Origin of the sequence: Streptomyces sp. NPDC058620, assembly GCF_042717135.1 — a bacterium.
Taxonomy (GTDB): domain Bacteria; phylum Actinomycetota; class Actinomycetes; order Streptomycetales; family Streptomycetaceae; genus Streptomyces.
Genome location: NZ_JBHXQO010000011.1, coordinates 13808 through 35405, shown reverse-complemented (window position 1 = coordinate 35405; position 21598 = coordinate 13808). Strand labels below are relative to the sequence as shown.

Here is a 21598-nt window from a genome sequence, read left to right as displayed (position 1 = left end):
AGCCATGGCCAGGACGGAATCGAAGGACGGCGAGGAAGAATCGGGTGTCGGCCGACTCCGTGGGGAGCTGTCGAATTACCTGAGCAGTCAGGTGGAGCGGCTGGCGTCCAAAGCGGGCGACAAACTGACGGGCGTGACGGGTCAGCTCAGCGATGTCGCCGAGAGCGGCGGGTCACTGCCCGCTGTCGGCGCGCGGGTCCTGAAGGGCGAGTCCCCGATGAAGGCATTCGTCGGGCAGAAGGCGAAGGACGTCAAGGACAACGTCGTGGGCAAGGCCAAGGAGGCCTTCGGCGGCGGCGGAAAGGGGAAGCGCAAGTCGAGCGGCGGAAAGCTCATGAACATCATCGAGGTCCTCGATGTGGGAGTGCCGCTGCGCGTCGCCTACGACCACTGGACGCAGTACGACCAGTTCAGCGGCTTCGCCAAGGGTGTTCAGGACGTCTCGACGAACGACGAGATGACGAGCGACTGGAAGGTCAAGGTCGGACCTTCGACGCGCGGATTCAAGGCGACGGTCCAGGAGCAGGTGCCCGACGACCGGATCGTCTGGACCTCCGAAGGCGCCAAGGGAACGACGCGGGGCGCTGTGAGCTTCCACGAGCTGGCGCCGAACCTGACGCGCATCGTTCTCGTCGTGGAGTACTACCCGGCCGGCTTCTTCGAGAAGACGGGCAACCTGTGGCGTGCCCAGGGCCGCCGCATGCGTCTGGACTTCAAGAACTTCCAGCGGTACGTCACGCTCACGGAGGAAGAGGCCGACGGATGGCGGGGTGAGATCCGGGACGGCGAGGTCGTCAAGTCCCACGACGATGCCGTTGAGGAGGAAGAGGCAGAGTCCCAGGAGTCGGAGGGCGACGAGGAAGAAGGGGAGGAAGAGGAGCCCGAGGGCGAAGAAGGCGAAGAGGGCGAAGAGGAAGAGCCGGCCGAGGACGAGGAAGAAGAGGAAGAAGGGGAGGAGGAGCCCGAGGAGGAAGAGGAGGAAGAGGAGGAGCCCGAAGAGGAAGAGGAGGAAGAGGAGCCCGAAGAGGAGGAAGAGGAAGAGGAAGAGGAGGAAGAGGAGCCCGAAGAGGAGCCCGAGCCGCGGTCCAGGAAGCAGCAGAAGAGGAGAGGCCGCCGGCGTGACTGACATCGACTTCCGGCAGGAGGCCCACCCCGTTCCCGGCCCGCAGAACACGAACCTCGCCGACATCCTCGAACGGGTCCTCGACAAGGGCATCGTCATCGCGGGTGACATCAAGATCGACCTGCTCGACATCGAGCTGCTCACGATCCGCCTCCGCCTTTTCGTGGCGTCCGTGGACACGGCGAAGAAGGCCGGCATCGACTGGTGGGAGACGGACCCCGCCCTGAGTTCGCGTGCGGCCCGCGACGAACTCAAGGACGAGAACCGTGAACTGCGCCGACGCCTGGAGGAACTGGAGTCCAAGGCCGATGAGGCAGGGACGCCCGCAACGACCAAGGAGAACCGAGGTACATGACTCAGCGCGGCCCCGAGGCTTCGGAAGCCACCGCTCTCTATGTGTTCGCCGCCTGCCGGGCTCTCGATCCGGCAACGGTGACCGGCCTGCCGGGCGTCACGGACGACCAGCCCGTACGTACTCTGCCCTTCGGCCCGCTGACGGCCGTCGTGCAGTCCGTACACGCGGCCGACTTCACCGACGAAGCCTGGCAGGCGCGCCTCGCCGACGAGCGTGAGCTCGAACGCTACGCGCGCGCCCACCACGCGGTGGTGAGCGCGGTGGCCGCGCGGTGCCCCACGGTCCCGCTGCCTCTGGCCACGCTCTATCACGACGAGGACAGGGCGCGGGAGGCACTTGCCCGGGAGTCGGACCGTTTCGAGACGGCCCTGCGGCGCATCGCGCACCACGCCGAATGGGGTGTGAAGGTATACGCCCCCGAGTCCCCGGCCGCCCCGGCCCCCACCCGTACCGCTCCTGCCGCCGCCCCTTCCGCCCCCGCCGAGCGCACCCGCCCGGCCCCCGGGGCAGGTCTGGCCTACCTGAACCGCAAGCGCGGAGTTCAGGAGATGCGCGAGCGGCGACAGGAGGAGGCGGCCCGCACGGCCGAAACGGTCGACGCCGAGCTCCAGGCTCTCGCCACGGCGTTCCGGCGTCTGCGGCCCCACGGCCCCCAGGTGCCGGGAGAGCGCCGTGTGCAGGTCCTCAACGCCACCTACCTGGTGGCTGAACACCGGGCCGGGGAACTGGCGCGTCTGACAGAGGTCTTGCGGAGCCGGACGGGCGCCGAGATCGAACTGTCCGGCCCGTGGGTGCCGTACTCCTTCGTCGGAGAGGTGTAGCCCGTGCCCCATCAGGTGGTGCCCTGGAACGATCCCGAGCCCCTGAGCGGCCCGATCGGAGTGCCGCTCGTCGACCTGCTCGACCGTGTCCTCGCCACCGGTGTGGTCGTCAGCGGGGACCTGGTCATCGCGATCGCGGACGTACCTCTCGTACGGGTGTCGCTGCACGCACTCCTGTCGTCCGTCAACGAACGGGTGCCGGCGCCCTGGGCGGACGGAGGCCCCCTGTGACGAGTACGCGAGTGGACCTGGACCGGGAGCAGATGGGGCGCGACCTCGTCACGCTGGTCCTGACCGTGGTCGAGCTCCTGCGGCAGCTGATGGAGCGCCAGGCGATTCGCCGGGTTGAGCAGGGCGACCTCAGCGAGGAGAAGGCGGACGAGATCGGGACGACTCTCATGCTTCTGGACGAACGCATGAAGGAGCTCTGCGAGCAGCACGGTGTGCGGCCGGAGGATCTCAATCTCGACCTCGGGCCACTCGGCTCACTTCTGCCGCGCGACTGACCGGCCGCGCGACTGACCTGCTGCACGGTCGACCGGGCCGGAGCACGGCCGAGGGCCGGCGATCGGGAAAGGATCGCCGGCCCAAGGTGTCCGTGAACGTTACTGCCGTGTGCCCGTCCGGGAGTGCGACGGGACCGTTGGTTCCGCCGGGCCTAGAAGACGCTCACGCCGTACGCGCTGAGCGCCTCGGTCACCGGCTGGAAGAACGTGGTGCCGCCGCTGGAGCAGTTGCCGCTGCCGCCCGAGGTGAGGCCGAGAGCGGTGCTGCCGGAGAACAGCGAGCCGCCACTGTCGCCCGGCTCGGCGCAGACGTTGGTCTGGATCATGCCGTAGACGACGTCGCCGTTACCGTAGTTGACGGTCGCGTTGAGACCCGTGACCGTTCCGCTGCGCAGGCCGGTGGTGCTGCCGCTGCGCTGGACCGACTGACCCACGGAGGCGTTGCCCGCGCCGGTGATGTCGCGGTAGCTGCCGTTGTAGAGGTAGACACGGCCGTCCGCCGCAGAGGCGTTGGAGTGACGGATGATGCCGTAGTCATTGGTCGGGAAGCTGGAACCCGTACGGGTGCCGAGCAGCGTGGTGCTGGCCGAGTTGGTGTACCAGGTGCTGCCGATGTTGGTGCAGTGGCCCGCGGTCAGGGCGTAGTAGGTGCTGCCGCTGCGGACGTTGAAGCCGAGCGAGCAGCGCCCGCCGCCCGCGTAGATGGCCTGGCCGCCCGCGATGAGCTTGTTGAACGTGCCGGGCGTGCGCTTGATCTCCAGCGAGCTGGCACGCTCGCCGGCAGCCTTCTTGATCTTGGCGATCTCGGCGGCGGAGACGGTGGAGTCGGCGGTGAGGACGATTCTGCCGGTCGCCTTGTCCGTGTACCAGGCGGTGCCGGCCACGTCGGCTCCGCGTACCGCGTCGCTGGCGGCGGCGAGCTGGGTGGTGGTGGCCCGGCTGTCAGCGGCTGTCGCCGCGGACGAGGTGGGTGCGGCAAGCGCTGCGGAAGCGAGGAGCGCGGTGGCCACGGCGATCAGCCGTGTGCCGTTCGCGATGCTGCCGAGGGGGGACAGACGCTTGAGGTTCACTGCATCCTCCGGTGGGAGTGGGGGGCTCGCTGGGTGGGCGCGCCGTTGGGGCGGGAACGGCACGTCCAGGAGGGGATAGACCGCCATGGACCTGCCAATCTCGACGAGACGAATCCTGGGTGCAGGTGGTGTTGCGCTGCAAGGACGCCTTTCGGCCGTCTACGCGCGTTCATATGCTCCTGAGCCCCACGGGTGGTGCGGCAGCCCGGCCGGACGGCCGCCCCGGGCGCGGTGGGGGAGTGGACCGCAAACGCTTGCGGCAGTTTGCTGATGGCCCTTCAGATAGCCGTCGTGGGTCCGTCCGGGGGGCACCGGTGGCACGGGGGCGGAGCGGAAGGACTCCTACCGTTTCTCCAGTTCAGTCGTCGCGCGGCCCTCGCTCCGTACCGCACCCACGGCGGTCGGCCACGCCGCCCGGTCCTGCGGTCTCCGTCGCCGGTCCCAAGACGTAGCTGGCGCACAGATGCACATGCGAACCACCGTCGGCGTCGGGTGCGGCAACTGCCGTCCTCGCCACCGGCACCCTTGTGCGGCAAGGCCCTGACCGGGGGCAGCGGCCTCCCTTTAACGCCTCAATCGTTCCCCTTCGCCCGGGTCCGCCGGGTGTCCTGATCGCGTCGCAGCCAGGCGCGCGGCGGCGTACGAACTCCGTCGTGCGTCCGCCCCCGTACGCTTCCCCACGTGGGGGAACGGAGGAATGTGGTCGCGCCGCGCCTCCAGGACCCGCACAATTCGATGGTGATGGATGACGACCCGTACCTGTGGCTCGAAGATGTAGAGGGCGAGGCCGCACTCGACTGGGTGGCCGAACGCAATGCCGAGACGGAGGCCGCGCTGACAGCCGACGCGGGATTCGCCTCCCTGAAGGGCCGCTTGCGGGAGGTGCTGGACGCTTCGGACCGCATCCCGTACGTGGTCCGTCGTGGAGCGTTCCTCTACAACTTCTGGCGTGACGCCGAGCACGTACGCGGGGTGTGGCGGCGTACGACACCGGAGCAGTACCGCAAGGACGTTCCCGAGTGGGAGATCCTTCTCGACGTCGACGCGCTCCGTGCCGCGGAGGGCGAGAAGTGGGTGTGGGCCGGTGCGCGGGTGCGTCACCCCGCGTACGACCGGGCGTTGGTGTGTCTGTCGCGCGACGGTGGCGACGCCTTCGTGGTGCGCGAGTTCGACCTCGCCACCCGGACCTTCGTCGATGACGGGTTCCGGGTGGGGGAGGCGAAGACGCGGATCGGCTGGATCGACGCCGACACCGTCTTCGTCGGTACGGACTTCGGCCCGGGGTTCCTGACCGACTCCGGCTATCCGCGCACGGTCCGCAGGTGGCGACGCGGCACGCCGCTGGAGGAGGCCGCGCCGGTCTTCGAAGCGGAGACGGGAGACGTGTCCGCCTGGGCCTGGCACGACAGCACACCCGGGTTCGAGCGGGACTTCGTCGCGCGCTCGCTGGACTTCTTCCGCAGTGAGACGTACCTCCTGACCCCCGACGACACGCTCGTGCGGATCGACGTCCCCGACGACGCCCGTGCGTACGCCCATCGCCAGTATCTGATCGTCACCCTGAAGTCCGACTGGCTCGGCCACCGCGCGGGTTCCCTGCTGGCGTTCGGATTCGACGCCTTCCTGGCGGGCGACCGCACCGCGGAGGTGCTGTTCACCCCCGACGAGCGGACGGCTCTGGCCGGCCACTCGTGGACCCGCCACCATCTGATCCTGGAGACGATGCAGGACGTCAGCGCCCGCATCGAGGTGCTCACCCCCGCTTCCGGCCGCGGATGGGAGCGGAAGCCGCTCGCGGACGTTCCGGCCCTGTCGGCCGTCACGGTGGTGGACACGGACCCGGACGTCTCCGACGAGTTCTTCCTGGATGTCTCGGGTTTCCTGCAGCCCTCCACCCTCTACCGCGGGGAGATCGGCGCGGACACGGAGATCCTCAAGCAGGTTCCCGCCCGCTTCGACACGGCGGGCCTGACGGTGGAGCAGTCCTTCGCGACCTCCCGGGACGGCACCCGTGTCCCGTACTTCGTGATCGGCCCCGACCACACCACCGCCGGCCCGGGCCCCACCCTGCTCTACGGCTACGGCGGCTTCGAGGTCTCCCTCACCCCTCACTACGGCGCCGTCACGGGACGGGCGTGGCTGGAGCGGGGCGGCACGTACGTGATCGCGAACATCCGGGGCGGCGGCGAGTACGGACCGGACTGGCACCAGGCCGCGCTCGGCGCGGAACGGCCGCGCGCCTTCGAGGACTTCGCCGCCGTCGCGGCGGATCTCGTCGCGCGGGGCATCACGATCCCGGCCATGCTGGGCGCCGAGGGCGGAAGCAACGGCGGTCTGCTCATGGGCGCGATGCTCACCCGCTACCCGCATCTCTTCGGCGCGATCGTCAGCGAGGTGCCGCTGCTCGACATGCTCCGCTTCCACAAGCTCCTGGCCGGTGCCTCCTGGATCGCCGAGTACGGAGACCCGGACGACGAGGCCGACCGTTCCCACCTCCGTGCCCTCTCCCCGTACCACCAGCTCGCCGGGGACGAGGTCTACCCCCCGGTCCTCCTGATGACGTCCACCCGGGACGACCGCGTCCACCCGGGCCACGCCCGCAAAACGGCAGCCCGGCTGCGCGAACTCGGCCACCAGGTCCTGCTGTACGAGAACACCGGCGGCGGCCACGCGGGCGCCACCGACAACGAGCAGTCCGCGTACAACAATGCTCTGGTGCACACCTTCCTGTGGCAGCGGTTGACCCGGACGCCGCGCCCCGCATCCGACGCGCGCCCCGCATCCGACGATGGATGAACCGCTCGACGTACCCGAGCTCGTCGGCGGGGGTGCTCTCGTACCGCGCCAGTGGCGGCTTTCCGTGGTGGCGTGCGACCGAACGCGTCGGCTAGCGCACTGACGGGTCCCAGCGTGCGCTGTTCGTATGAAAAGGAGGAATTGTTTCGCGCGTTCGGACCCCGGATGGCCGTGCGGAATGACGGCAGGCCGCACAGTGGACGGCGTCGGAAAAGTGACGTTCAGTCCGATGCGCAGGTCCGGGTCGTTACCGGTTACCCAGAGACAGGCGGTCAGCCGATTCCGGGGAGCGTGACATGTCTGCCCTTCAGCTGTCGGTCGTGGTGCCGTGTTTCAACGAGGCCGAAGCGATTGAGACCTTTCACGCCGCATTGCTCGCCGCCCTCGAACCCTTGGGGGACGCGCTCGAGATCTGCTACGTGGACGACGGCAGCACCGACGGAACACGGCTGCTGCTCGGCGGCCTCACGGCACTCGACACGCGTGTCCGCTACACCGCCTTCAGCCGGAATTTCGGCAAGGAGGCCGCCATGCTCGCCGGTCTCCGTATGTCCCGGGGCGCAGCGGTGGTGCTGATGGACGCAGACCTCCAGCACCCGCCCGAACTCATTCCCCGCATGCTGGAACTGCACCGGCACGGCTACGACCAGGTGATTCCGCGCCGGGACCGTTCGGGCGACGGTGCGCTGCGCAACGCACTCAGCCACACCTACTACGCACTGGTCCGCCGGTGCATGGACGTGGAGGTCGTCGACGGCTCCGGAGATTTCCGGCTGCTGTCGCGACGGGCGGTGGACAGCGTGCTCTCGCTGCCGGAGAGCAATCGCTTCTCCAAGGGGATCTTCTCCTGGATCGGTTTCGATACGGTCAGTTTCCGTTACCGGAACCGAGAACGGGCGGCCGGGCAGTCGAAATGGGGAAGCCGGAGACTGCTCAATTACGGCATCGACGGATTGTTGTCCTTCAACAACCGCCCTCTGCGCCTCGCCATCTACGCCGGATTCTGGGTCTTCGTCTCGGCGCTCGTCTATGCCCTGTGGACGATCGTGAACGTCGCGCTGAACGGTGCGGAGACCCCGGGATACGCCACCCTCCTCACCGCCGTCGTGGCGCTGAGCGGAATTCAGCTGGTCACGCTTGGCGTCATCGGCGAATACGTGGGCCGTATCTACCACGAGGCGAAACACCGCCCACCGTATGTCGTGCGGGAGACGAGCGAGTCGTGTCCCGTGCTGACAGGTACGCCGAAGCCGGAATTCCCGGGTGAGCTGAGCGAGCTCGCCGCCGGCCGGTCGCGCACCATGCGTCAGTTCGCCTCGTTCGTATTGATCGGGTGCGTGAACACCGCGGTGTATCTGGCCGTCTACGTCGTCCTGAACCAGTGGATTCCCTACCTGGTCGCCCATGCGGTGGCCTTCACGGTCAGCGTCATCGGCTCGTTCCTGCTCAACTCGTACATCACGGTGGGGACCAGGCCGACCTGGCGCGGGTTCGCTCGCTACCCCCTGTCGAGCGTCATCAACCTGGTGGCGTCCGGCGCCCTGCTCCTCTTCGCGGTCAGTGTGCTGGACATGGACAAGAACCTCGCCGCCCTGGTCGCGGGCGTGCTCGTCACGCCGGTGTCCTTCCTGCTGGCCCGATGGGCGATCACCTCCGGCCGACGCACGGGCGCACCTTCCGACCGGTCGGACGACACGCCGTCCGAGCCGCCGATGATCAAGTCCGACAGTCTCTGAACCGCGGTCCCCCTCGACAGCGCGGTACCGGCCCCCTCCCGTAACCTCCCGCCTCCTCCCGGCGACGAAAGGCACCTCCGCACATGGTTGGCAGCGTCCCTGGAACCACCGTTCCGGAACAACCGGACGAGAAGGGCCGGTCCGAGGAGAAGGGCGGGCCGGGGCCCGGCGGGGGAAGCGTGCCTCCGGACGAACGGCTCCGGCCGTCGGGAACGCGGCCGTGGACCGGCCTCTGGGTACCGGCCCTCGCGCTCCTGCCCCTCGGCCTGCTCGCCGCCGCGTCATGGTTCGGACGCTGGGTCCGCCCCAGTGCCGACGACTGGTGCTTCCTGCCGGTCGTACGCGACGACGGCATCGCCGGGATCGTCGGCAAGTTCTACCTCGACGACAACGGACGCCTCGCGAACGGGCTGCTGGTCGGTGCCTACGCGAGGTTCGGGGTCGCGGGACACCAGTGGTTCGCGGTGGTCAGCGCCGTGCTGATGCTGGGCGTCCTGTGGGCGGTGACGGTGTCGGCCCTGCGCAGAGCGGGCGTCACGGTGCCCCGGGGCACGGCACTCCTGATCGCCTCCATGGTCACCACGCTCTTTCTGTTCGTCACGACGAACACCTACAAGACCTTCTACTGGCCCGCGGCCTCCGTATCGCACACGCTGCCTCCCGTGCTCGCCTGCGCCGCTGTGATTCCGCTCCTGCGGGCGCGCTCACGCCGGGGGAGGCTCTTCGCGCTGTCAGCAGCTCTCCTCATGGGCCTGGTCATCGGCACCCTGTCGGAGGAGACCACCGTAGTCATCCTGGTCGTGCTGGTCGCCGTCATGCTGATCGGCCGCTGGATCTTCCCGGCACACAACCGGGCCTACGGCTGGGCATGGTGCGTGGCGGGCATCGCGGGGACAGGGATCGGCGCCCTCGTCCTGCTCGCCTCACCGGGCTCCCAGGCCCGGCGCGAACGGTTCGGTGCGCAGAACGCCGCACTGCTCGCCCCCGACTCGCTGATCGGGTCACTGCGCGGGTTCGGCGAGATCATCGTCACCGTCGCCACGACCTGGCAGTACGTCGGAGCGGTCGCCGTGGGGCTCCTGCTGGGCCTGGTCGCCGACCGGGCCGACGGAAGCCCGACCCGCCCGCCCACGCGCTGGCCCCTGCTCGCCGCCACCGGCTTGCTCGCGGTGCTCCTCTCCGGATACCTCTGTACGGTCATCACCTACCCGGCCTTCGCCGAGCGGGTCGCGACCGCCAACCGGCTCTGGAACGACTACCTGCTGCTGTACATCGTGCTGCTCGTCGGCGCGGGTCTGCTCCTCGGGCAGACCGTACGGATGCTCGGCCGCAACACCGCTCCGGTGAAGGCCGTCTGCGCCGCCCTCTGCGTGCTGGTCTGCATCGGCCCGGCCGTCTCGCTCGTCCGCCTCGACGCCAACATGCAGGCACGCGCGGAGCGTTGGGACCGCCAGGACCGGTGGCTGCGGGAGCGGGCCGCGGCGGGCGCCGAGGTGCTCCCGTACACCCCAGTCACCGTGAGCGGGATGCTGGAGCCGTTCAGCCGACAGGGGCGCAGCCCCTGGCCGGCCGGGTGCGTCGCCGACTACTACCACCTCGATCGCGTCACCTACTCGACCGAAACGCCCTGATCCGCAGCCCTGGTGCACATCGTGGTGCGGGGCAGGTGCAACCGGTCCGCGCACTGAGCAGAGAGCGGCGCGGGGTGATCCAGTAGCGGGCCGCAAATCCCGTGCGCTCGCGGAGCGCGCCTTGTACTGTCGGGCTGCGGGGCGGCTCCGGAGCGTGCTTCCTTCTCCACTCTTCCAATGAATCAGCGCGCTCACTTCCCGCCCCGCATCCGCACGTCAATGACATCGCGCCCCCCGAGGCGAGCCGTCACCGCGCCCGGAGGAAGCAGCCGGGAGGCCGGCGACAGGCGACAAGCCTCGACTCCACTACCGCGTCCGGTAGTTGACGCCTCTCAGGTCGGGCAGGGCGAGGCGGCGTCGACGATCACACCGCACACGAACCCGCGTAGCCGCCGGCCGACGCCGGGCAGGAGAGGAACGGCCATGACGACCGCGACCACCTCGACGACCACATCCGACGGCCGCAGCCTCGCAGCGGCACTCCTGGCACGTCGCGGCGCAGTCCACCTCCCCTCCCGGAACAGCCGGCCCACCGTGGACACGCTCGCAGGCGTGGCCCTCCTCGAGGCCGACCTCCTGGACCGGGGGTACCTCATGTCGGCCGGGCTGCGCCACGCCCTGGCCGCACTCGACGCCCAGACGCTCACTGCCCAGGGCCGGACCCTGCTCGCCGACATCGACCGTGCACTGGGAGCCGACCGGCCGCACACCCCGCTGTTCCGGAACTTCCCGGAGAGCACTCCGGAGAGCACGCTCGCCTTTTACGTCGACCGCGTCCTTACCGTCCTCTTCCAGGCGCCGGAGCAGCCGTGTGTCCTGTGCGCCACGGACAGCACCGTGCATGCGGTCTCCCCGTGCGCTCACCTCGTGTGCCGTACCTGCTTCGACGGCTCCGACCTCTCGGCCTGCCCGGTCTGCCACCGTCGGACCGACGCCGACGACCCTTTCCTCCGCCCCCGGCGGCCCCGCCAGGAGGCCGCGCGCGGCCGTGCACTGCCGGACCGGCTCCGCATCCTCGCCCACGGCGGCGATCTCACCGCCCGATCCGAGGACGCCGGGCACGAGCTGCACGTCCTGCTCACCCGTCCTACGGCGCTGAGCCCGCAGGACGCGGACGATCTCGGGCTGTTCCTGGACACCCGCGACCGCGACGATCTCTCCTGGCTCCCTGAAGCGATCCCGGGCCGCGAGACGAAGGCGCGCACGCTTTCCTGGCTCCTCGCCGACCCGGCGGCGTACGACATCACGCTCCCGGCCGCCGCCGCCCTGATGGATGCCGCTACCGATGTCCTGCGCCTGCTGGTCGTCCGCTCGGGCGGCGACGCCGGGCTGATCGCCGTTCCGCGTCTCACCGCCGTGCCGCGTCCTCTGCGCCGCGCGCTGCTCTCGATTCTCGACGGTCTCGACAGCGCACTCGTCGCTGAGGACATGCGTCGGCACACGAGCGCGTGGAAGCACGCCGGAGAGCGGCTGCACCCCTTCGAGTACGCGAGCCGCTACCCGAACGCCGCACTCGCCTTCGCCGCGCTCCGTGGCTTCCGCCTTGCCGGGGACCCCCTCTCGGTACGCCTGCGTGCCACTGCCGACGGTGTCCCGGCAGCGACGACGACCGAAGCGAAGGTCTCCGTCACGCCATGGGCGGCGGAGGTCGAGACCGCCCTGGCGCGAGCCGACATCACGCGCGCCCTCGCGCTGCTCGTACAGCGCCCGGGTGAACTGCTGCGCCGACTGGACCACGTGCTGCGCACGGCGGAGGGCGGCGAAACCGAGCTGGTACTGAGCGCGCTCGAAGGGGTCGCCTCCCGAGTGGCCCCGGCCGTCCTGCTCTCCGCACTCGGTGAGATCCGCACCCGCGCACGCAGGACGACGGAGCGCGTGTTCTTCCCGAAGGGCGGACACGCGAGGGCCCACATCGTCGCCGACCAGCGAACTCCGCTGCCCGCCACCGTCGTCGAGCGCGCCGAAGCCCTCCTGACCGGAGAGGTGCTGCGCCGGGCCGGCGAACTGGACCAGGTGCGCCTCGCCGTCGTCGACGCCGCACTCGACGGCGTGGTCGCGCCGTTCGCCGAGCGCACCGCGTCCCGCTCCCTGGTCACCCTGCCGCGCGGCAGCGAACTCGCCGTTCCGGACAGCCGGACCCTCCGCCTCTTCCTGCACTGGATGGAGAGCGACACCTCGGGCACCACCGACCTGGACCTGTCCACCGCGATGTTCGACGCCGATTGGAAGCACATCGGTACCTGCGACTACACCCGGCTGCGCTTCGCGCGCGACGCAGCCGTGCACTCGGGAGACCTGACCAGTGCACCCGCGCCCCGGGGAGCGAGCGAGTTCGTCGATCTGGATCTGGACAAGCTGGCCACCGCGGGTGTCCGATACGTCATGACCACGGTCTACTCGTTCAGCAACGTCGCGTTCGGCGACCTCGACGAGGCGTTCGCCGGTCTGATGGTCCGCGACGCGCCGGGTACCACCGGACCTGCCTTCGACCCTCGACAGGTCGAGCAGCGCTTCGACCTCACGGGACAGTCGAAGGCGAGCGTCCCGATGGTCATCGACGTCGCCGCCCGGACCATGCGGTGGCTCGATATCGCCCAGGGAGTCACCGGTACGCACCACGCGGTCCACCGCCACGCCGATGACCTCGCCCTCCTCGGCCACGGCCTGACAACGCTCTTCACGTCCGGTGCACGTGTAAGCCTCGGAGAGCTCGCCATCTGGCAGGCCGCTGCCCGCGCCGAGGCCGTGATCGTGCGTCACGCCGACGGTTCCCGCAGCACCTACCGACGCCGCGTGGAGGAGGCCACCAGCGCGTTCGCCGACCGGCTCGGCACCCCTGCGACCGACGACGCGCCGGACCTGGAAACGACGGAGGCTTCCCTCGCCTACCTGCTGCGCGGCGACATCACCCTGCCCGAAGGGAGCGAGGTCTTCGCACTGCACCCCGGCGGTCTCGCCGCGGCCGGCGTACGCCTCGTCGCGGCAGCCGACCTTGCCGGCTCGCTCGCGTAGTCACGAGGGACAGGCGCCGCACCGGACCGTCCGCTCAGCGGCCAATGGACCGGCTCAACTCCCGCACCCTCGCACGCGGTCCCGACTCCCAGGCTTCGCGTTCCGTCGGTGAGGCCCCCTGCTGTGCGACGAGGCATGACCGTTCGTGCAAGCCCCTCCCGCGAGGCCAGCGTACGGAGACGCGCCACCGTCCGTCGGCGATCCCCGAGATGCAGCCGTGCCGTGGCAGTCTCAGGCACCGCTCATGGCGACCCGGAGTTGGTCGTGTGGCCTGTGCCGTTCCTGCCAGGGGTCCGACGGCCATATCTCGCGGGCGGTTGTCGGTGCTGCCGCTTACGCTGTGTCTCACTTCGCGATCTGTGAGGGGGGTACCTCGAGGTCGTCTGTTTACCCATGCGCACACGAGGTGATGCACCATGACTTCCGCCATCCCGGACGAAGCGACGGCGCCCGACGTCAACAGCTTCCAGGTCGATCTGCGAGGGCTGGTCGACCTGCTGTCCCACCATCTCTACTCCAGCCCCCGGGTATACGTCCGCGAGCTGCTGCAGAACGCCGTGGACGCCGTCACCGCCCGTCAGGCCCTCGACCCCGCCGCGCGCATCCACATCCGGCTCCACGCCGCCGACGGCACGGTATCCATCGAGGACAGCGGCATCGGTCTGACGTCCGACGAGGTCCACACGCTGCTCGCCACCATCGGCCGCAGCTCCAAGCGCGGTGGTGAACACGGGCTGGAGTCCGCCCGGCAGGAGTTCCTCGGCCAGTTCGGCATCGGCCTGCTCGCCTGCTTCGTCGTGGCGCGGCGGATCAGAGTGGTGACCCGTTCCGCGCGCATCCCGGGCGCGGCCCCGGTGGAATGGCTCGCCTCCGACGACGGTTCGTACACGGTCCGGGTCCTGCCCGACGAGGCACGTCCCGAGCCCGGCACCACCGTGTACCTGGAAGCACGCCCCGGCGCGGGGGAGTGGATGGAGCCCACCCGGGTCGAAGCACTGGCCCGCGACTTCGGCTCCCTGCTTCCGTACGACATCACGTTCACCGGCGCCGACGGCACCGAACGCCCGGTCACCGACCGGCCGGCTGTCTGGGACCGTACCTACCCCACGCCGGCCTCCCGCCGCGTGGCGCTCGCCGGGCACTGCTCGCGCGTCTTCGGATTCACCCCGCTCGACACGATCGACCTCGATCTGCCGGTCGCCGGAGTACGCGGAGTGGCGTACGTACTCCCGGAGCCGACCAGCCCCGCGCACAAGGCCGGGCACCGCACGTATCTCAAGGGCATGCTGCTCACCGACCACGCGAACAACCTGCTGCCGGACTGGGCCTTCTTCGTACGGGCCGTCGTGGACACGGACTCACTGCGGCCGACCGCCTCGCGCGAGAACCTCTACGACGACGAGACACTCGCCGCCGTACGGGACGCGCTCGGTGGCCGTGTCCGCCAGTGGCTGACCGAGCTCGCAGCGGGCGATCCTCAGCGACTCGCGGACTTCCTGCGCGTCCACCACCTCGGCGTGAAGTCACTGGCGCGCCACGACGCCGAGCTCTTCGAACTCATGCTGCCCTGGCTGCCCTTCGAGACCAGCGACGGAAACCTCGGCCTGGAGGAGTTCGCCGCGTCACACGAGGAGATCCACTTCACGCGGACCGTGGAGGAGTTCCGGCAGATCGCCCCGATCGCCGCCGCCCACGGCCTCGGTGTCGTCAACGCCGGCTACACCTACGATGCCGAACTGCTCGCTCTGCTGCCCACCATCCGGCCGGGGCTGAAGGTCACCGAACTCGATGCCGGAGCCGTCACCGAGCGGCTCGACCCGGTCTCCACCACCGATGAGCTTGCCCTCGCGTCCTTCCTCGCCACCGCCCGCACCCGGCTGGACCCGCACGGCTGCGATGTGGCGCTGCGGGCGTTCCAGCCGGTGAGCGTGCCCGCGCTGTTCCTGGACGACCGTCAAGCACGGCACGAACGGGACCGCGCCACAGCCCAGGAGAACGCCGACTCGCTGTGGAACGACATCCTCGGGTCACTGCGCGGCTCGGCACCCCGGGCACGGCTGGTCCTCAACCACAACAACCCGCTCATCCGCCGGATCGCCGGTCTGCCCGACGTCGAACTCACCGGCACAGCAGTCGAGTCGCTCTACGGCCAGGCCCTGCTGATGTCGCAGCGGCCCCTTCGCCCCGCCGACTCCACCCTGCTCAACCGGGCCTTCCTCGGGCTTCTGGAATGGGCGACCCACTCGAATCCCCAGGAGAACCAGAAGTGACCACCATGACCCCCGAGGAGATCCGCCGCGAGCTGGGCGAGAACGCCCGCGCTCCCCACGGGACGGCCCGCAACCTCCATGCGGAGGCGCTCGCCGCGGCAGCCGAGGCCACGGGCGACCGAGAGTTGTTCCGCCGTGCGCTCGTCGGCCTGATCGAGGCGTACGAGTACAGCGCCGAGCGCACCAAGATGGTGGTCCCCTTCGCCCGGCTGCTCCAGGAGTACGACCGTGACCAGGGCGTCTTCACCGCCCGCGAAGTGCACCGGCTGTTCTGGCGCTTCAAGTGGGTGGCCGGGCGGATCGTCGAGTCCCCGGAGATCCCGCTCTCGGCGGTCGACGGCTGGCTGACGGACATGGAGCGCCGCTACCGACTGGCCGGATACAGCGAACGGGCCGTACGGCAGGCCGAGTTCTACCTGGCGGACGCGACCGGTGACCACGCCCGGATGGAGCGCGCGATCACCGGCTGGGCGGCGGCCGAACGGGACTCGATGAGCGACTGTCACGCCTGCGAGATCAACACCCAGGGCTGGTACTGGGCACGCAAGGGCGACGACGCGAAGGCGATCGAGGTCTGGCAGCCGGTACTCGCCGACGGTCTGGGCTGCATGGAGGAGCCGCACCGGGTGCTGGCCCACGCCCTGCTCCCCCTGGTCCGCCTCGGCCGTACCGACGAGGCCCGTACGTACCATCTCCGCGGCTACCGCATGGCCCGTGGCAAGGAGAGCCTGCTCCGCTCCGTCGGCGAGCACATCGAGTTCTGCGCGCTGACCGGGAACGAGTCGCGCGGCCTGGAGATCCTTGCCGAGCACGCAGGACACCTCGGCCCGCTCGCGGACGTCGAATCGCAGATGGAGTTCGCCGGGGGAGTCCTCGTCCTGCTCCGTCGCCTGACCGACCTGGGACACGGAGACGGCCCCACCGTCGCCTACCAGGGCGAAGTCCGCAGCGCGAAGGAACTGTACGAGGCGCTGTACACGGCGGCCACGGACATCGCCGCCCGCTTCGACGCGCGCAACGGTACGGCGCTCGTCTCGCAGCGGCTGGTCGACCGGATCGGACAGAAGCCCCTGGTGGGGGCGCTTCCCCTGGGCGTACGCAGCGCGGAGCTGCCGTCCGTGCCGCTCCACACCCAGACCCGGCCGGATGGAGCGGAAACCCGGCCCGCGGCTGGTGACCTCGCAGCGGGCGGTACGGAACCGGACCTCGCCGCACTCGTCGGGCGTGCCCGTGCGGCCCGGCAGCAGGGGCACCCGTCCGCCCAGGGACTGTGGGCCGAGGCGGCCCGGATCGCCGAAGCCGGCGGAGAAGGCACGGCCCACGCCGACCTCTCCGACCCCGCCCTGGCCGGGGACCTGCTCGTGTACCGGGCCGCGACCGCGGCCAGCTCCGGCGACCCGGGCGCCCGTTCCCTGTACGCCGAGGCGGCCGCGTCCTACCGGGCTGCCGGACAGCACAGCCGGGCCTCCCACGCAGAGTTGGCGATCGCGGGATGCGCCACCCAGTTCGACGCCGGACCCGCGGAGATACGTGAACTGCTCGCCGCAGCCCTGGGAGCGGCAGAGGCACTGGACGAGGCCGACCCGGAACGGCTCCGACGCCTCGTCGGCGCCGAACTCACCGCCCTGCGCATCGAGTCGCACCTGCGCGAGCGCGCGGCGGACGAGCCGGAATCGCCCGTGGACGACCGTCTGGTGGCCGAGCTGGAGGGCTTCGTCGCCGCGTACGGTGACGAGCCTGCGGCCCTGACGGCCGGTCCGGGGAGCGTGGCCGACCTGGTCGCGGACAGCGAGCTGCTTCTGGCGAAACTGGCTCTGGTGGTCGACGACCTCGACCGCTCGGCACCGCTGCTGGACTCGGCCGCACGACGCCTCCTGGCGGCGGAGCACCCCTGGGACGCGGTGGAACCACTGTCTCTCCTGGCCGGCGTGCTGGCCGCGCGCGGCGAGCTGGAGGCCGCGGAGTCCACCGCGCGTACCGCCCTCGACCACGCCGCCGAGTTGGCCGACGGTGCTGACCAGGCCGGTGTACGGCTGACCCTCGCGGACATCCTGCTCCGCCGGGGCGAGGCCGGGGAAGCGGTGCCGCACGCACTCGAGGCGACCCACTGGCTCGACCAGGCAGGGCTCGCGGCAACGTCCGGGGCCCGGGCCAGGCTGCTGCTGGCGAGGGCGTACGCGGCGGCCGAGCGCATCGCCGACGCGGCGGAGGTGCTCCAGTCGGCCCTGCCCGACCTGCTGGAGCACGGCGAGGGCGAAGGCGTGGAGGCCAGGGAACTGCTCGGCGGGCTGCTCCGGGAACTGCACGACCCGCGCGCCGCGGCGGAGCAGTATCTGCTGGCGGCGGAGACCGCCAAGGGATGGGACGAACCCCGGTTCGAGGCCGGTCTCGCCCACTCGGCCGGCGAGGCACTTGCCGCCGCGCACCTGCGGAGCGAGGCCGAAGCCGCCTACGGAAGGTCCCTGGAGCTGTGGCGGTGCGTGGGCGGCAATCCGGTGGCGGAGGTGCGGGTGCTGCGCTCGCTGGCCTGGCTGGCCGTGGGGGACCAGGAGGACGAGGAGTCCGCTGAGCGGATCGCACGGGCGCGTGACCTGATGGAGCAGGCGTTGGCCGTCGTCGACGGGTCCGAGGAGCCCGGGATGCGGTACGAGCGGGCCCAGACCTGGCAGCAGCTCGCCCGGCTGCTCCAGGGCACGCTGCCGGAGGACGAGGAGGAGGACGAGTCCTCGCCGGAGGCACGCGCCACCCGTGAGCAGATGGTCGGCCTCTTCGACCGGGCCACCGGGCTCTACACGGAGTTCGGAGAGGACGCACTCGACGAGCGCTTCCAGTGCGTGGCCCACGCGGCGTGGACGGAGAGCGAGCTGGGCCGTGCCGAGAGCGCGACCGCCCGAGTGAGTGCTCTCATCACCGAACTCGCCGCGTGGGAAGGGGACCGTGCCACTGACCTGAAGAACCGTGCGGAGATGCTGCTCGACCAACTCCGCTAGGGCGGCCACCGATGGCTCATCTCCCCGGTGAGGGACGGGGAGATGAGCCCACCTCGCGGGCGCCCTACCAGATCGCCTCGACCCACTCCGGGTGGTCGATGAAGGGGTTCCGGTTCTTCTGGTACGTGTCGAAGATGACCTGGTTGCGCCTCTCCTCGAAGGCGCTCGGCGGGTCCTGCGCGTTCCACTGCTTCAGCACGGAGAGACGGCCGTGGTACGGCACGCTGCCGTTGGAGACCGAATCGTTGGGCTCCAGATCGGCCCAGGCGTCGTCCCCCTCGTAGCGGACGGCCATATAGAGGATCATGCGGGCCACGTCTCCCTTGTCCGCGTTGCGCGGCTCGAAGGAGTTGGAGTCCGTATAGCTGCCGGCCGCGCCGCTGACCGCGCTGCCGCCGGTGTCGAAGTCCTTGTTGCCGCGGATGCTGTTGACCTGGACGTCCGCGGGACGCAGGTGGTGCAGGTCCGTGCCGGGGCCGGACGAGGTGCCGAAGTTTCCGTGGGACTGGGCCCACACGTGCTCACGGTTCCAGTCGCCGACGTCGCCGCCGTTGAGAGTCTTGCTGCGTGACGTGCCGCTGTACAGCAGGATCACGTTGCCGCTGTTGCCCGGGTCCTGGTCGGTGACCTTCAGCGCGTTCCAGACGGCGTCGTACGAGATCTTGGTCTGAGGGCTGATGATCGTGTGCAGCGAGGACTTGAGGCTCGTGCCGGTCTTGCCGATCGCGTTCTTGTAGTACGTGCTGTCGTACGCGGTGGTCGTGGCGCTCGCGGGGCTCGCGGCGACCGTCGGAAGGGTGAGGCCGAGGAGGACGGTGGATATGGCTGCCGCCAACACCTTCCATCTGCCTATCTGCGCAACGGACATGGGGGTGCCCTTTCCCGGGGGACGGCACGCGTAGGAACGTGGCATTTGCCTCAACGGCGGTGCGTTCTACGCGTGTTGACTTTTGGTCACCGGGAGCATGGCACGGGGCGGCGGCCGGTCGCGTAACCGGGAGAAGGCGTTTCCATGACGTTCTCGCATACGACGCAACCTTTCGGCGGCCTCCGGCCGAGGATGCCGAGTGGTCCGCCTGGCCATCTGGGCCCGGCTGGAACGCACCTCCACCGGCGACCTGTACGACCGACCCGCGGAACTCGACGCCAAACGGGTCGGGTCGATCGAAGAGGCGCAGGCGAAGGGAATCATCGACCCGTCGATTGCTCCGCACGAAGTGCTCGCCCTCGTCACCGCCGTGTCGATGACCTGGTCACCGGCGAGCGCCATCTACGCGGCCGGCAAGGCCGAGCCCAAAGCCGAGCACGACCGGCGGCGCAAGGCCCTCGCCCTCGCGGTCCGGCGCGCCTTCGCTCCTCCTGGTCCGGTGAGCTGAGCCCGAAGGGCCGGTCGTGAGGGCGGCGACGCGCTCTGCGCGTCCCGATCGGCTGCACTTACTGCTCCGTCCGGGGCAATGTGGCCGTCACCCGGTACCCGGCCCCGTGATCATCGAGTGCCCGAGTGATCAGCGCTCGGGCACTCGATGATCGATGAGGAGATCGCGATGCGTATTCGTCATTCGCTACTGTCCGCCGGTGCCGCGGCCGCACTGATCCTGGGACTCGCCCCGGCCGCGACGGCCACGGCCACCGCCGCCGGGCAGGCCGCGACGGTGATGAACCCCTGCGGGTTCTACGAAACCGGCGCCGACGCCCGGTACAACCACTGCACGTCGGACGGTTCGAACGTCATCATCGAGGTCGAGGTCTTCGGCCCCAACTACGAGCGCTGTGTGGGCCCGGGCGACACCTGGCTGGGTTCGGCGAGCAGGATCCAGGGAGCCCACTACGTCGGCCGCACCTGCTGACCCAGGAGCACGCGACGGCCCGGAAGCCCCTCGTCCGGACCTGAGCGGCGCCCTCGGCGTAGACCCGTCGGGCATGCGGACGGGGGAGGACTCCGGTCTCCGGCGGTTGGGCCGTGCCCACGCCGGAGACCGACCCGGCCCGATGCGTCGCACAGCCGTACGAGCCCGCGCACCCCACCGGTGACCCGAGAGCCACAGGGCGGCAAGGTGCGCAGGACAGCGGCCACCGGTGTGCAGGGCAGTGGCCATTTCGGAGTGCGGCCCGAGTATCAATAGGGTGGCCCCATGTCTGCCACATTGAGCTCCATAAAGACGACCGCCGCGCTCCGGACAACGGCACGTATCGCCGTCGAGTTGCTGCTGGTCCTTGTCGCGGCCGCCGTGGCCGTGTGGTTGCTGGGCTGGATGTGGCCGGTCGTCTGGCCGATCGTCGTCGGCCTGTTCCTCACCACCCTGACCTGGCCCCCCACGCGCTTCCTTCGTCGGCACGGATGGCACCCCGCCCTCGCGGCGTCGGTCGTCACCGTCCTGTTCCTCCTCGTTCTGACGGCCATCGTGGCGCTGATCGCGGTGCCGGTCGCGTCCCAGTCCGGCGAGCTGACCGATGGCGTGGTCGAGGGTATCCAGAGACTGCGCGAGTGGGCCGCCGGGCCGCCGCTGAACGTCGGCGACGACCAGATCAGTGGCGCCTTCGACACTGCGGTCGCGCGCGTTCAGGACAGCATCGGCAGCATGGTCACCGCCGTCGCCACGGGCCTGAGCACTGTGTTGAACGGTGTGGTCACCGCCTTCCTGTCGCTGTTCCTGATGTTCTTCTTCCTCAAGGACGGCCCGCGGTTCCTGCCGTGGCTCACCCGTCAGCTCCCCGGCCGACTGGCCACCGACGTCCCGATAGTGGCCGCGCGCGGCTGGGAGACACTGGGCGCCTTCGTTCGCTCGCAGGCATTCGTCGGCCTGCTCGACGCAGTCTTCATCGGCCTCGGCCTCTGGATCCTGGGAGTGCCCCTGGCGCTTCCGCTGGCAGTACTGACCTTCATTTCGGCGTTCGTCCCGATCGTGGGCGCCCTGTTCGCCGGTCTGGTCGCGGTGCTCATCGCGTTGGTGTCCAACGGGCTGACGGACGCGCTGATCGTGCTGGCCATCATCCTCGTGGTGCAGCAACTCGAGGGCAACGTGTTCCAGCCCATGATCCAGAGCCGTGGACTCGGCCTCCACGCCGCGGTGGTCCTGCTGGCGGTGACCCTGGGCGGCAGCCTGGCGGGCGTCGTGGGCAGCCTGCTCGCCGTACCGGTAGCCGCGCTGGTGGCCGTGGTGTGGAACTACCTGCGCGAGCAGCTCAGCGACCCGTTGGCGGAGCCGGAGCCCGACGGCTCGTACGCCCCGGGTGCAGCCGTCCCGTCGTAGCCACGCACGGAGGACGAAGGCACGAACGACGTCGTTA

At 70.0% G+C, this 21598-nt stretch carries 16 protein-coding genes; 14 read left to right on the top strand and 2 right to left on the bottom strand.

Going from position 1 to position 21598, the window contains the following annotated elements; all coding sequences use genetic code 11:
* Positions 1 to 4: 4 nt before the first annotated feature.
* From ACFWSK_RS13950 to ACFWSK_RS13930, 5 genes are read left to right on the top strand one after another with little or no spacing between them, the layout of a single operon-like run.
* Complete coding sequence (locus ACFWSK_RS13950) at positions 5 to 1126, top strand: SRPBCC family protein (protein WP_383784621.1); 1122 nt, start codon at positions 5 to 7, stop codon at positions 1124 to 1126.
* A complete protein-coding gene (locus tag ACFWSK_RS13945; protein WP_383784618.1) occupies positions 1119 to 1478 on the top strand; it encodes a gas vesicle protein in 360 nt (119 codons plus the stop codon). Before ACFWSK_RS13950 ends, ACFWSK_RS13945 begins: the two co-directional genes overlap by 8 nt.
* Positions 1475 to 2299, top strand: a complete 825-nt coding sequence (locus ACFWSK_RS13940; RefSeq protein ID WP_383784615.1) for a GvpL/GvpF family gas vesicle protein — start codon at positions 1475 to 1477, stop codon at positions 2297 to 2299. Before ACFWSK_RS13945 ends, ACFWSK_RS13940 begins: the two co-directional genes overlap by 4 nt.
* A gap of 3 nt (positions 2300 to 2302) precedes the next feature.
* Positions 2303 to 2530: a gas vesicle protein gene (locus ACFWSK_RS13935; protein WP_383784612.1), complete on the top strand. Its 228-nt coding sequence runs from the start codon at positions 2303 to 2305 to the stop codon at positions 2528 to 2530.
* The gene (locus ACFWSK_RS13930; RefSeq protein WP_383784609.1) at positions 2527 to 2805 is read left to right on the top strand and encodes a gas vesicle protein K; all 279 of its coding nucleotides are present in this window, start codon (positions 2527 to 2529) and stop codon (positions 2803 to 2805) included. Before ACFWSK_RS13935 ends, ACFWSK_RS13930 begins: the two co-directional genes overlap by 4 nt.
* Before the next feature lie 152 nt (positions 2806 to 2957).
* On the opposite strand, the gene ACFWSK_RS13925 is transcribed toward ACFWSK_RS13930, so the two are convergent.
* The gene (locus ACFWSK_RS13925) at positions 2958 to 3875 is read right to left on the bottom strand and encodes a S1 family peptidase (protein ID WP_383784606.1); all 918 of its coding nucleotides are present in this window, start codon (positions 3873 to 3875) and stop codon (positions 2958 to 2960) included.
* Between the two features lie 741 nt (positions 3876 to 4616).
* Between ACFWSK_RS13925 and ACFWSK_RS13920 the strand changes: the two genes are divergently transcribed.
* From ACFWSK_RS13920 to ACFWSK_RS13895, 6 genes are all read left to right on the top strand, one after another.
* Positions 4617 to 6671, top strand: a complete 2055-nt coding sequence (locus ACFWSK_RS13920; RefSeq protein WP_383784912.1) for a prolyl oligopeptidase family protein — start codon at positions 4617 to 4619, stop codon at positions 6669 to 6671.
* Between the two features lie 296 nt (positions 6672 to 6967).
* Positions 6968 to 8407, top strand: coding sequence for a glycosyltransferase (locus ACFWSK_RS13915; RefSeq protein WP_383784604.1), 1440 nt, complete (start codon positions 6968 to 6970; stop codon positions 8405 to 8407).
* Positions 8408 to 8490: 83 nt separating this feature from the next.
* Positions 8491 to 10038, top strand: coding sequence for a DUF6056 family protein (locus ACFWSK_RS13910; protein WP_383784601.1), 1548 nt, complete (start codon positions 8491 to 8493; stop codon positions 10036 to 10038).
* Positions 10039 to 10461: 423 nt separating this feature from the next.
* Positions 10462 to 13050: an MXAN_6230/SCO0854 family RING domain-containing protein gene (locus ACFWSK_RS13905; protein WP_383784598.1), complete on the top strand. Its 2589-nt coding sequence runs from the start codon at positions 10462 to 10464 to the stop codon at positions 13048 to 13050.
* Between the two features lie 416 nt (positions 13051 to 13466).
* Positions 13467 to 15320 carry an HSP90 family protein gene (locus ACFWSK_RS13900; RefSeq protein ID WP_383784596.1) on the top strand — a complete coding sequence of 618 codons (1854 nt, stop codon included), beginning with the start codon at positions 13467 to 13469 and terminating at the stop codon, positions 15318 to 15320.
* On the top strand, positions 15317 to 18310 hold the full coding sequence (locus tag ACFWSK_RS13895; RefSeq protein WP_383784593.1) for a tetratricopeptide repeat protein: 2994 nt from the start codon (positions 15317 to 15319) through the stop codon (positions 18308 to 18310). The genes ACFWSK_RS13900 and ACFWSK_RS13895 overlap by 4 nt, the downstream gene beginning before the upstream one ends.
* Before the next feature lie 64 nt (positions 18311 to 18374).
* Here the strand turns inward: ACFWSK_RS13895 and ACFWSK_RS13890 are convergent, their stop codons facing one another.
* Positions 18375 to 19178 carry an endonuclease I family protein gene (locus ACFWSK_RS13890; RefSeq protein WP_383784590.1) on the bottom strand — a complete coding sequence of 268 codons (804 nt, stop codon included), beginning with the start codon at positions 19176 to 19178 and terminating at the stop codon, positions 18375 to 18377.
* A 199-nt stretch (positions 19179 to 19377) separates the two neighbouring features.
* On the opposite strand from ACFWSK_RS13890, the gene ACFWSK_RS13885 reads away from it, so the two are divergent.
* From ACFWSK_RS13885 to ACFWSK_RS13875, 3 genes are all read left to right on the top strand, one after another.
* Entirely contained in the window at positions 19378 to 19686 is a 309-nt protein-coding gene (locus tag ACFWSK_RS13885; protein WP_383784587.1) for a hypothetical protein, read from the top strand.
* A gap of 168 nt (positions 19687 to 19854) precedes the next feature.
* A complete protein-coding gene (locus ACFWSK_RS13880; RefSeq protein ID WP_383784584.1) occupies positions 19855 to 20157 on the top strand; it encodes a DUF6355 family natural product biosynthesis protein in 303 nt (100 codons plus the stop codon).
* 285 nt (positions 20158 to 20442) lie between these two features.
* Entirely contained in the window at positions 20443 to 21561 is a 1119-nt protein-coding gene (locus ACFWSK_RS13875; RefSeq protein WP_383784581.1) for an AI-2E family transporter, read from the top strand.
* The last annotated feature ends 37 nt before the right edge of the window (positions 21562 to 21598 follow it).

Bases quoted from the DNA above. Each gene is read 5' to 3' on its own strand.
- ACFWSK_RS13950 (WP_383784621.1), top strand. From the start codon at position 5: ATGGCCAGGACGGAATCGAAGGACGGCGAGGAAGAATCGGGTGTCGGC.
- ACFWSK_RS13940 (WP_383784615.1), top strand. From the start codon at position 1,475: ATGACTCAGCGCGGCCCCGAGGCTTCGGAAGCCACCGCTCTCTATGTG.
- ACFWSK_RS13920 (WP_383784912.1), top strand. From the start codon at position 4,617: ATGGATGACGACCCGTACCTGTGGCTCGAAGATGTAGAGGGCGAGGCC.
- ACFWSK_RS13915 (WP_383784604.1), top strand. From the start codon at position 6,968: ATGTCTGCCCTTCAGCTGTCGGTCGTGGTGCCGTGTTTCAACGAGGCC.
- ACFWSK_RS13910 (WP_383784601.1), top strand. From the start codon at position 8,491: ATGGTTGGCAGCGTCCCTGGAACCACCGTTCCGGAACAACCGGACGAG.
- ACFWSK_RS13905 (WP_383784598.1), top strand. From the start codon at position 10,462: ATGACGACCGCGACCACCTCGACGACCACATCCGACGGCCGCAGCCTC.
- ACFWSK_RS13900 (WP_383784596.1), top strand. From the start codon at position 13,467: ATGACTTCCGCCATCCCGGACGAAGCGACGGCGCCCGACGTCAACAGC.
- ACFWSK_RS13890 (WP_383784590.1), bottom strand. From the start codon at position 19,178: ATGTCCGTTGCGCAGATAGGCAGATGGAAGGTGTTGGCGGCAGCCATA.
- ACFWSK_RS13880 (WP_383784584.1), top strand. From the start codon at position 19,855: ATGCGTATTCGTCATTCGCTACTGTCCGCCGGTGCCGCGGCCGCACTG.
- ACFWSK_RS13875 (WP_383784581.1), top strand. From the start codon at position 20,443: ATGTCTGCCACATTGAGCTCCATAAAGACGACCGCCGCGCTCCGGACA.